This is a genomic window from Kocuria rhizosphaericola, from assembly GCF_044462205.1.
In the GTDB taxonomy this organism is placed as follows: domain Bacteria; phylum Actinomycetota; class Actinomycetes; order Actinomycetales; family Micrococcaceae; genus Kocuria; species Kocuria rhizosphaericola.
The window spans coordinates 1-10,221 of sequence record NZ_JBISWK010000135.1 but is presented as its reverse complement, the minus strand read 5'-3'; the positions used below and the strand labels follow the sequence as shown (position 1 = coordinate 10,221).

Genomic DNA, 10,221 nt, shown 5'->3' with positions numbered 1-10,221 from the left:
CCGGTGAGTTCGGCGGGTCGTGGCCAGAGGGCGGAGGGGCGGGTCACACCAGGGCGGGAACGTTCCGCAGCGCCTCCTGCAGGGCACCCAGGACCAGGGCCACCGGCCCGGAGCTCGCATTGGGGCCCATCAGGCCGATCCGCCACACCGTGTTCGCGTGCTCCTTCACGCCCGCCCCGATCTCCACGGAGAAGTGCTCCAGCAGATAGGCCCGCACCCAGGCGGAGTCGACGCCCTCCGGCACCTTGACCGTGGTCAGCTCCGGCAGGCGGTGCCCCTCGGCCGCGAACAGCTCCAGGCCCATGTCCTGCAGGCCCGCCTGCAGCGCGTCCCCCGCGGCCTGGTGGCGGGCCCAGACGTTCTCCAGGCCCTCCTCGGCGATCCGGCGCAGCGCGGCGTCCAGGGACGCGATCATCGCCGTGGGCGCGGTGTGGTGGTAGGTCCGGGCGCGGCCCTGGGCCTCCCCCACGTAGCCGCCGAGCATGCCCAGGTCCAGGTACCAGGAGCGGGGGTGCCGCACCCGGCGCTCGAACGCGGCGTCCGAGATCGTGAACGGCGCCAGCCCCGGCGCGACCCCCAGGCACTTCTGGGTTCCCGCGTAGCCGAGGTCCACGCCCCAGTCGTCCGCGCGCAGCTCGATGCCCCCGATCGACGTGACTGCGTCCACGAGCAGCAGGGCGTCGCCCTTGAGCGCGCCCAGCGCGGCGATGTCGGAGCGCACGCCCGTGGAGGTCTCCGCGTGCACGGCCGCGATGATCTTGGGGGACGGGTGCGCCTCCGCGACGCGCTGCGGATCGATCGGCTCCCCGTAGGGGAAGTCCACGCGCACCACCTCAGCGCCGCACCGGGCCGCGACGTCGCACATGCGCTCGCCGAACAGCCCGTTGACGGCGACGACGACGACGTCGCCGTCCTCCACCGTGTTGACGAACGCCGCCTCCATCCCGGCGGAACCCGTGGCGCTCAGCGGCAGGGTGCGCCGGTTGCCCGTGCCCCAGACCGTGCGCAGGCCGTCGCAGGCGCTGTCCATGATGTCGAGGAAGGCGGGGTCCAGGTGACCGAGCAGCGGATGGCCCAGCGCGGCCGTGGCCTCCGGATAGGGGTTGGACGGGCCGGGGCCGAACAGGTGTCGCTGGGTCAGGGGCACGGTGCACTCCTCGGGGGAACGGGTGGACAGGTCCGCCGACCAGCCTATGACCTGCCTGCACCGGAGGCCGGCAGCGCACGGTCCTGCCGCCCCGGACCGGCCGGCCCGCCGGTTCCGCCGCGGCACCCGGGCTCGCAGCCGGTGCGCCCCGCCGAGCGCCGGCGACGTCACCGACGTCCGAGGCGGCGGAGCAGCGTCCTGATGCGTCGCTGCGGTGCGCCCGGCGGGGCCGAGCCGCCGCCCGGGGCGCCGTCCGGGACCGGCCGGTGGGGCAGCCGGGCGATCCCGGACCAGGACGCGAACATCGCGCTGCCCTCGGTGGCCGTCATGCGGTTCTGGAGCGTGGGGCGTCCCGAGGGGCCCAGGACCACACCGGTGCGCTTGTCGTAGGTGAAGCCGTCGTCGAGGACGATGTGCTCGTCCGTCTCGGCGACCACGGTGTACAGCACCACGTGCTCGCCGAAGTCCGCTCCGGGGTGGACGGCGGCGCGCGCGCCGGGATGCGTGGCGCCGCCGTGGTTGAAGTCGAACAGATCGGCCATGGGAGGAGTGCCCTCCTGGTGAGCTCGGGATTCAGGTCGCCGGCGGGGCGACCGGGCCGGCGCGGGCCCGGTGGGTGCGGTCCCGTCGCGGCGGGTGGGTGCTTCCCACTCTAGCGACCGCCCACGGGACCCCCGAGGCGGGCCCCTGCTCCGCCGGTCCCGCCGAGGGCGCCCGGGACTCCGTGGACACTCCGCCCGGCGGACTCAGTCCCGCGGGGCCGCCGGGACCGGCTGGTGGGTCTCGTACATCCGCACCGCCACGACCAGCGCCGAGACCGCGCTGACGCCCGCGGCGGCCCAGACGGCGGCCTGCAGGCCCAGCAGGTCGGCCACGATCCCGCCGAGGACAGCCCCGACCGCGTAGCCCAGGTCGCGCCAGACGCGGTAGACGCCCACGGCCCGCCCGCGCCACACCGGGTGGGCGACGTCGCCGACCACCGCCAGCAGGGTCGGATAGACCATCGCGGTGCCCGCCCCCAGCAGCATCGTGCCGGCGGCCCAGCCGCCGAAGCCCTCGCCCAGCGCGATGAGCACCAGGGCCGCGGCCTGGATGCTCATCCCGGCCGTGATCAGGTGCTTGCGCCCGACCCGGTCCGAGAGCGCCCCGGTGACCAGCTGCCCCACGCCCCACACCCCGGGATACAGGGCGAAGAGCAGACCGATCTGGGCCACGGTGAGGTCCGCGGTGGCGAACAGCAGCGGGAACAGCCCCCAGGACAGCCCGAAGTTGAGGTTGTTGACCAGGCCCGCCTGACTGGCCGAGGACAGGGCCGGTTCCTTGAGGCTGGTCTGGGCGATGATCTGGCGGTCGGTGAGCTCCGCGTGCAGGTGGTCGTGCATCCCGTCGGCGCGGGGGGTGTGCCGGCCGGCGTCGAGCAGGGCGTGACCACGGGTCTCACGCACGAACACCCCGGAGAGCAGCAGCGCCAGGGCGGTGTAGGCCAGGCCCAGCAGGAAGGGGGCCGGGCGCAGCCCGTACTGCTCCGCCAGATAGCCGGCCAGCAGGGAGGTGACGGCCACGGCGCCGTAGCCGGCGGCCTCGTTGAGCCCCATCGCCAGGCCTCGTTGCGTCGGGCCCACGAGATCGATCTTCATCACCACGGTGGTGGACCAGGTCAGGCCCTGGTTGATGCCCAGCAGCACGTTGGCGGCCACGACCCACCACCAGTCCGGGGCCCAGATCAGCATCAGCGGCACCGGCACGGCGAAGAGCCAGCCCGCCAGCAGCACGGGCTTGCGCCCGTACCGGTCGGAGAAGGTGCCGGCGAACCAGTTGGCGATCGCCTTGGTGATCCCGAACGCGGCGACGTAGGTGAAGATGAAGGTGTAGCCGGTGAGCCCGAACTCGTCCTCGGCCAGCAGCGGCAGCACGGTCTGCTGCTGCCCGACCATGCCGCCGACCAGGGCGTTGACCGCCACCAGGAGCGTGAACTGGGCGGCGTTGGCGCGCAGCCCGAGGCGGAGGGGCGGATTCGTGCCGCTGGGGCTGGTGCGCCGGCCCATGATCGGCTCCCTCCTGTGTCGTGGACCCGCCGGACGGCGAGTACGCTCATGTTCCAAAGAAACATGGAACATGGTTCTTGACAGTATTCCACAAATCTTTGGAGGAGCGGATGGGAGACCGGCGGAAGAAGACCGTGCTCTTCGAGCAGCTGGCCCGGGTGGGCAAGGCGCTCGGCAACGGCAAACGCCTGGAGCTGCTGGACCTCCTGGCCCAGGGCGAGCGCAGCGTGGAGAACCTCGCCGCGACCGCGGGCCTGGGGCTGAGCACCGCGTCGGCGCACCTGCAGGTGCTCAAGCAGGCCGGGCTGGTCACCACCCGCCGGGACGGGACGAAGATCCACTACGACCTGGCGGGGCTGGACGTGGCACGCCTCTACGAGCAGCTGCGCACCGTGGCCGGCGACCGCGTGGCCGAGGTGGAACGGGCCCGGGAGGACTACCTCGGCACCGGTGGCGCCCTCGCCGGGGAGGGCACGGCCGAGCGGGAGGTGAGCCGCGACGAGCTGCTGGCCCGAGCCGCTCGCGGGGAGATCGCGGTCCTGGACGTCCGGCCGCCCGAGGAGTACGCCGCCGCCCACATCCCCGGGGCGGTCTCGATCCCGCTGGCGGAGCTGCCGGAGCGCCTGGACGAGCTGCCGGCCGAGCAGGAGGTCGTGGCCTACTGCCGCGGCGCCTGGTGCGTGCTCGCCCACGAGGCCGTGGACCTCCTGCGCGCCCGGGGGCGACGGGCCCGCCGGCTCGAGGACGGCCTGCTGGAGTGGCGCCTGGACGAGCTGCCCGTGGACACCGGCCGGGTCGCCCGAGGGCCGGCGGGGTCCGGCGGGTGAGGCCGGGCGCCGGCGGGCGCACTCCGTCGCCGCGCCCGTTGTGGTCGAGCACACTCCTCGGTAACCTCTCGACAAGCCCACGGCGGGTCCGGATCCCCGGGACGCCCACCAGGCGGAACCGCATCATCGACGACGCAGCGGCCCCTCGGCGCACGTCCCCGACGCGCCCGGGGTGCTCCACGGCGGCCCCTGCGCCCACCCCGGGAGATCCGCATGGACACGCGCCCCACCCCGCCGCCCGACGCCCGGCAGCTGCTGCTCGAGGCCATCGACCTGGCGGTGGGCAACGCCGCCGTCGACGGCGGCCCCTTCGGCGCCGTGGTCGTCACCACGGACGGGCGCCGCTTCTCCGGCGTCAACCGCGTCACGGCCGACCACGACCCCACCGCGCACGCCGAGGTCATGGCGATCCGCCACGCCTGCCGTGAGCTGGGCACCTTCGACCTCTCGGGCGCCACCCTCTACACGAGCTGCGAGCCGTGCCCCATGTGCCTGTCGGCCTCGCTGTGGGCCCGGCTGGACGCCGTCTGGTTCGCCGCGGACCGCCACGACGCGGCCTCCGGCGGCTTCGACGACGCCGAGTTCTACGAGTACTTCGCCAAGCCGGAGCACGAGCGGTCCCTGCCGGTGCGCCCGGTGGCCCTCGACGAGCGCACCGAGCCGTTCGAGGCCTGGGCCCGGAACGCCGCGCGCACCGCCTACTGAGCTCCCCGGAGCGCGTCCCAGCCGTCCCGCGGACACGCTGCGCGGCGCAGTCGCGCCGATTTCCCGGGGGCCGTCCCCGCACGTCGGAGCGGAAACCGACCGGAGTGTGAGCCGCCTTACGAAATGGTGGACCCGGACCTACAAGTCAGTAACCTGGCCTCGACGGGTCAAGGCCGGCTCACGGGTCCGATGTGCGATGCACGTGGGGGGACACCGGAGCACAGCCGACCGGACTCTCCGGGCGCCGCCCTCGTCCTGATCCTTCGAGGGCGGCGCCTCCCTCCGGCCCGGACCAGGGCCGGGGGCCGCACCGGACGGCGTCCGCGCAGCGGCTCGACGGTCCCCGGGCGTCGGCCGGACGCGTGCTGCTCAGGCGCTCGGGAGGCCCTCCGAAGCGGCGAGGGTCCGGAGGAGATCGGCGGCCACGCTGACGGCGATGACCGCGGGCGTCTTGCCCGGGATGCCGGGGAGCCCGACGGGACAGGTGATGCGCTCGAGGGCGGCGGCGTCGTGCCCCTCCTCCCGCAGCCGCACCCGGAACCGCGACCACTTGGCCCGGGAGCCGATCAGGCCCACGCTGCCGAGGTCGTCCCGGCGCAGCGCGGCGTCGCAGAGGAGGAAGTCCTCCGCGTGGTCGTGGCTCATGATCAGCACGTGCGCACCGGCCGGCAGCGCGGCCAGCACGTTCTCCGGGACCGGGCTGTGGTGGAGGTGGACCTGCGCGGTCCCGCCGGTGACGTCGGCCAGCCGCGCGGGGTCCAGCCGGTCCTGCCGGCTGTCCACGAGGTGCAGGTGCAGCTGCAGCCGGGACAGCACCCGGGCGAGCTCGTGCCCCACGTGCCCCACGCCGAACACGGCGACGGACGGACGGGCGCGCTGGGGCTCGAGCAGGACGCTGACCACGCCCCCGCAGCACTGCCGCCCGTGCGCCACGGCGGCGTGCTCGTGGAGCGAGAAGGTCATGGTCTCCGGCGCGCTCGCCCCGGACGCCAGCATCGCCCGCGCGCGCTCGACGACGGTCGCCTCGAGGTTGCCGCCGCCCACGCTGTCCCACGTGGCCGTCCCGGCCACGACCATCTTGGCCCCGGCCTCCCTGGGGGCGTGCCCGCGCACCTCGGTCACGGTGACGAGCACCCCGGGCGCGGCCTCCGCGCGCAGGTGCTGCAGCGCGTCCAGCCAGTCCACGTCAGCGCGCCGCCGGGGTCGCCGGTGCCGCGGCGGGGTCCGTGGCGTCCGCGGGGAGCGCGCGGCGTGCCTCCTGGACCGCCCAGAACACGGCTTCCGGGGTGGCGGGACTGGCGAGCGCGACACTGCGGCCGCCGGGACCGAACGCGCCGGCCGCCTCGCGCAGCGCCTCGCGCACGCTGAGGGCGAGCATCAGGGGCGGCTCCCCGACGGCCTTGGAGCCGTAGACGACGCCGCTCTCGGTGGCCTCCTCGAAGAGGTGCACGTTGAACTCCTCGGGCATCTCCGAGAAGCTCGGCAGCTTGTAGGTGCTGGCGGACTGGGTGGCCAGCCGGCCCCGGTGCGGCCCGTCGGAGACGTCCCAGCGCAGGTCCTCGAGGGTCAGCCAGCCGGCACCCTGGACGAAGCCGCCCTCGACCTGCCCGACGTCGATGAGCGGGGAGAGGCTGTCCCCGACGTCGTGCACGATGTCGGTGCGCAGCAGCCGGTAGGCGCCGGTGAACCCGTCGACCTCGACCTCCGAGACGGCCGCGCCGTAGGAGAAGTACTTGAACGGCTCGCCCTGCATGCGGGAGCTGTCCCAGTGCAGCCCCTCGGTCCGGTAGTAGCCGGCCGCCCACAGCGACACCCGCTGGAACCAGGCGTCCCGGGCGAGGTCCGCGAACGCGATGTCCCGGTCGGTGAAGCCGATCCCGGTGATCCGCCCGTCCACGAAGCGCACGTCGTCGGGATGGATGTTCAGCTGCCGTGCGGCGACCTCGGCCATCCGGTCGCGGATCTGCTCACAGGCGTTCTTCACGGCGCCGCCGTTGAGGTCGGACCCGGAGCTCGCGGCCGTCGCGGAGGTGTTGGGCACCTTGTCCGTGCGGGTGGGCGCCAGCCGCACGCTCTCCAGGGGGACGCCCAGGGCCGTGGCGGCGACCTGCCGCATCTTGGTGTGCAGGCCCTGGCCCATCTCGGTGCCGCCGTGGTTGATGAGCACGGAGCCGTCCCTGTAGACGTGCACGAGCGCACCGGCCTGGTTGAACGCCGTGAAGTTGAACGAGATGCCGAACTTCACGGGAGTCACGGCCAGGGCCCGGCGGAGGTCCGGGTGGGCGGCGTTGAAGGCCGCGATCCGCTCCCGGCGCCGGTCGACGTCGGCCCGGTCCAGCAGCTGCGTCCAGATGGTGTGCAGCCGCTCGGCGTGCCGGACCGGCTGCCCGTAGGGCGTGGCCTGGCCGGGGACGTAGAAGTTGCGCCGCCGCAGCTCGGTGGGGTCCAGGCCGAGCAGCGGGGCGCACCGGCCCAGGACCTCCTCGATCACGAGCATGCCCTGGGGGCCGCCGAAGCCTCGGAACGCGGTCTGGGAGGTCTTGTGGGTCTTCGCGATCCGTCCGTGCACCTCGACGTCGGGGATCCAGTAGGCGTTGTCCACGTGGCACAGCGCGCGGGCCAGCACCGGTTCGGAGAGGTCCAGGCTCCAGCCTCCGTCGCTGGTCAGGGTCGCCCGCAGCGCCCGGAGGTGCCCGTCGTCGTCGAAGCCGGCCTCCCAGCGGGCGTGAAAGGGGTGGCGCTTGCCGGTCATGGTGATGTCCTGGGTGCGGTTGAGCCGCAGCCGGACCGGCCGTCCGGTGAGGACGGCGCCGAGCGCGGCCACGGCGGCGAAGCCGTGCGGCTGCATCTCCTTGCCGCCGAACGCCCCGCCCATGCGCAGGCACTGCACGGTGACCTCGTGGCTGCCCAGGCCCAGGACGTGGGCGACGATCTCCTGGGTCTCCGTGGGGTGCTGGGTGCTGGACTGGACGAAGACCTGGCCGGCCTCGTCGACGTGGGCGAGGGAGGCGTGGGTCTCCAGGTAGAAGTGCTCCTGCCCGCCGAACTCGAGCTCCCCGCCGAAGCGGTGGGCGGCGGCCTCCAGGGCCGCGCCGGCGTCCCCGCGGCCGACGACGGGCTGCATCCCCTGGAAGCTCCCGGCCTCGATCGCCTCCGTGAGGGTGAGCAGGCACGGCAGCGGCTCGTAGTCGACCTCGACGGCCCCCGCCCCGAGGCGGGCGGCCTCCTGGGTCTCGCCCAGCACCCAGCACACGGCGTGCCCGTGGTACATGACCTCGCGCGGGAACAGCGGCTCGTCGTGCTTGGTGCCGGCGTCGTTGACCCCCGGCACGTCGTCGGCGCTGAGCACCCGCACCACCCCGGGGACCTCGAGGGCGGGCGCCGTCCGCAGCCCGCGCACACGGGCGTGGGCGTGCGGGGCCTGGACGGGCCACGCGTGCAGCACGTTCTGCTGGCGTGCGACCAGGTCGTCGGTGTAGAGCGCCGTGCCGGTGACGTGCAGGCCCGCGCTCTCGTGCGCCACGGGCACGCCCACCACGGGGTCGACGGGACGGTCGGCGAGGGACTTCACGGGGACACCTCCGGGCCGGGGTCGACAGGCGTCTGCGCCCAGAACTTGAGCAGGGCCTGCTCCAGCATCGCCGAGCGGTACCGGGCGCTGGCCCGCAGGTCGTCGATGGGGGTGCCCTCCCCTGCCATCGTGGCGGCGGCCGCGGCCACCCCCTCCCGGGCCCAGGGACGGCCGGTGAGCGCGTCCTCGGTGGCGCGCGCCCGGACCGGAGTGGCGGCCACGCCGCCCAGGCCGATCCGCACGGAGGACACGGCCCCGTCCTCGAGCTGCACGGCGATGCCGACGGCCACGCTCGAGATGTCGTCGAAGCGCCGCTTGGCGACCTTGTGGAACGCGCAGTGCTCGGCGAGGGGCAGGGGGATCCGCACGGCGCGGATGATCTCCCCGGGGCGCCGGACGCTGCGCCGGTAGCCGGTCCAGTACTCGTCCAGGGGGACCTCGCGCTCGTGCTCGCCCGAGGCCAGCACGACGGACGCACCCAGGGCCAGCAGGGCGGGGGCGGAGTCCCCGATCGGCGAACCGGTGCCCAGGTTGCCGCCGAGGGTCGCGGCGTTGCGGATCAGCCGGGAGGCGAACCGGGGGAAGAGCTGGTCCAGCAGCGGGACCCGGCCGGCGAGCTCCCGCTCGATCTCCGACAGGCTCAGTGCCGCACCGATCTCGATCCGGTCGGAGCCGACCTCGATCCGGCGCAGCTCCTCGATCCGGTCCACGGCGAGCGTCAGCGGGGGCCGGGCGTGCCGGAGGTTGGCCTCCACGCCCGTGTCGGTGGCCCCGGCGACGAGCTGCGCGTCGGGGTGCTCCCGGAGCCGCTCGAAGAGCTCGTCGAGACCGGCCGGACGGGCGAACTCCGCGTCGCCGGCGGCCAGCCGGGTGGGCCGCGGCGGCGGCGGGGGCTCCGCCTGGCGCCGCCGCAGGGCGTCGGTCTCCTCCGGGTCGCCCAGGGCGTACGCGGCGTCCCGGATGGGCCGGTAGCCGGTGCAGCGGCAGAGGTTGCCGCTCAGGGCGTGCAGGTCGAACCCGTTGGGGCCGCGCTCGCGCTCGGCCGCGTGGTCCGCCCCGACGACGTCGGTGCCGGTGCGGGGGGCGTCCTCGCCGGCGGCGTGCCGTTCGGGCCGGTAGTACTCGGCGGCCATGGAGCAGACGAAGCCGGGGGTGCAGTAGCCGCACTGGGAGCCGCCCCGGTCCGCCATCTCGCGCTGGACGGGGTGCAACCGCTCGGGGGTGCAGGCGCCGGCCGCCGTGCCGAGCCCCTCGGCCGTGACGAGCTCCTGGCCGTCGAAGGCGGCGGCGGGCGGCAGGCACGCGTTGACGGAAGTCCAGCGGCTCCGGCCGGGCCCGTCCGGACGGGCCACGAGGACGGCGCAGGCCCCGCACTCGCCCTCCGCGCAGCCCTCCTTCGCGCCGGTCAGTCCCTCGGCCCGCAGCCAGTCGAGCAGACGGGTGTGGGGCCCGGCGCCTTCGCCGGTGCGCTCCCGCCCGTTGACCGTCACGCGGATCCGGTCCATGCCTCACTCCTCGTCGTCCTGCGTCCGTATCGTGCCCGGTGACGCACGCCACAGCAGGAACTCGGCGTGACAGGAGACTACACCGGTCGCCCGGCCCTGCCCCTGAGCGACGCAGAAGGAGCCTTCCACGACGCGGAGTCGCAGAAGCACTTGAGCTCCCGGCCCGAAGGTGTCCCCGTGAAATCCCTCGCCTCGGACATCCCGGTGGCCTGTGGCGTCCGCACGGCCGTGCCCGGAGGGCCCCGGGGTCCTCGCCGGGCGGCACCGTCCGGCCCCGAGCTGCGCCTGATCACGTGTGACGGCTACGACCCCGCGGCCGGCTCGTTCGACGAGAACCTCGTCGGCCACGCGTCCCTGGTCCACGGCTGACCCACCAGGGGCCCTGCCCGGGCGCGGGAAGAGACGGCCCCGGGCCGTGGAC

9 protein-coding genes are annotated in these 10,221 nt (G+C 74.6%); 3 read left to right on the top strand and 6 right to left on the bottom strand.

Annotated features, from left to right (window positions below):
• Positions 1-43: 43 nt before the first annotated feature.
• The 3 genes from ACH9D2_RS13840 to ACH9D2_RS13830 all read right to left on the bottom strand — a co-directional run bounded on the left by ACH9D2_RS13840 (position 44) and on the right by ACH9D2_RS13830 (position 3,192).
• Positions 44-1,147 carry an aminotransferase class V-fold PLP-dependent enzyme gene (locus tag ACH9D2_RS13840; protein ID WP_396363388.1) on the bottom strand — a complete coding sequence of 368 codons (1,104 nt, stop codon included), beginning with the start codon at positions 1,145-1,147 and terminating at the stop codon, positions 44-46.
• Positions 1,148-1,314: 167 nt separating this feature from the next.
• On the bottom strand, positions 1,315-1,689 hold the full coding sequence (locus tag ACH9D2_RS13835) for a hypothetical protein (protein WP_396363387.1): 375 nt from the start codon (positions 1,687-1,689) through the stop codon (positions 1,315-1,317).
• Between the two features lie 204 nt (positions 1,690-1,893).
• Positions 1,894-3,192, bottom strand: coding sequence for an MFS transporter (locus tag ACH9D2_RS13830; RefSeq protein ID WP_396363386.1), 1,299 nt, complete (start codon positions 3,190-3,192; stop codon positions 1,894-1,896).
• A 110-nt stretch (positions 3,193-3,302) separates the two neighbouring features.
• Here ACH9D2_RS13830 and ACH9D2_RS13825 point away from each other — a divergent pair, with 110 nt between their 5' ends.
• Both ACH9D2_RS13825 and ACH9D2_RS13820 read left to right on the top strand, forming a co-directional pair.
• Positions 3,303-4,019 (top strand): ArsR/SmtB family transcription factor, encoded by a 717-nt coding sequence (locus tag ACH9D2_RS13825; protein WP_396363385.1) that lies wholly within the window; start codon positions 3,303-3,305, stop codon positions 4,017-4,019.
• Between the two features lie 213 nt (positions 4,020-4,232).
• Positions 4,233-4,724: a nucleoside deaminase gene (locus tag ACH9D2_RS13820; RefSeq protein ID WP_396363384.1), complete on the top strand. Its 492-nt coding sequence runs from the start codon at positions 4,233-4,235 to the stop codon at positions 4,722-4,724.
• Positions 4,725-5,093: 369 nt separating this feature from the next.
• Here the strand turns inward: ACH9D2_RS13820 and xdhC are convergent, their stop codons facing one another.
• The 3 genes from xdhC to ACH9D2_RS13805 are packed head-to-tail and all read right to left on the bottom strand — an operon-like array spanning position 5,094 to position 9,800.
• Entirely contained in the window at positions 5,094-5,909 is an 816-nt protein-coding gene (gene xdhC / locus ACH9D2_RS13815; protein WP_396363383.1) for a xanthine dehydrogenase accessory protein XdhC, read from the bottom strand.
• A gap of 1 nt (position 5,910) precedes the next feature.
• Complete coding sequence (xdhB, locus tag ACH9D2_RS13810) at positions 5,911-8,295, bottom strand: xanthine dehydrogenase molybdopterin binding subunit (RefSeq protein WP_396363382.1); 2,385 nt, start codon at positions 8,293-8,295, stop codon at positions 5,911-5,913.
• A complete protein-coding gene (locus ACH9D2_RS13805) occupies positions 8,292-9,800 on the bottom strand; it encodes an FAD binding domain-containing protein (RefSeq protein WP_396363381.1) in 1,509 nt (502 codons plus the stop codon). Before ACH9D2_RS13805 ends, xdhB begins: the two co-directional genes overlap by 4 nt.
• Positions 9,801-9,866: 66 nt before the next feature.
• Between ACH9D2_RS13805 and ACH9D2_RS13800 the strand changes: the two genes are divergently transcribed.
• A complete protein-coding gene (locus ACH9D2_RS13800; protein ID WP_396363380.1) occupies positions 9,867-10,169 on the top strand; it encodes a hypothetical protein in 303 nt (100 codons plus the stop codon).
• Positions 10,170-10,221: the final 52 nt, after the last annotated feature.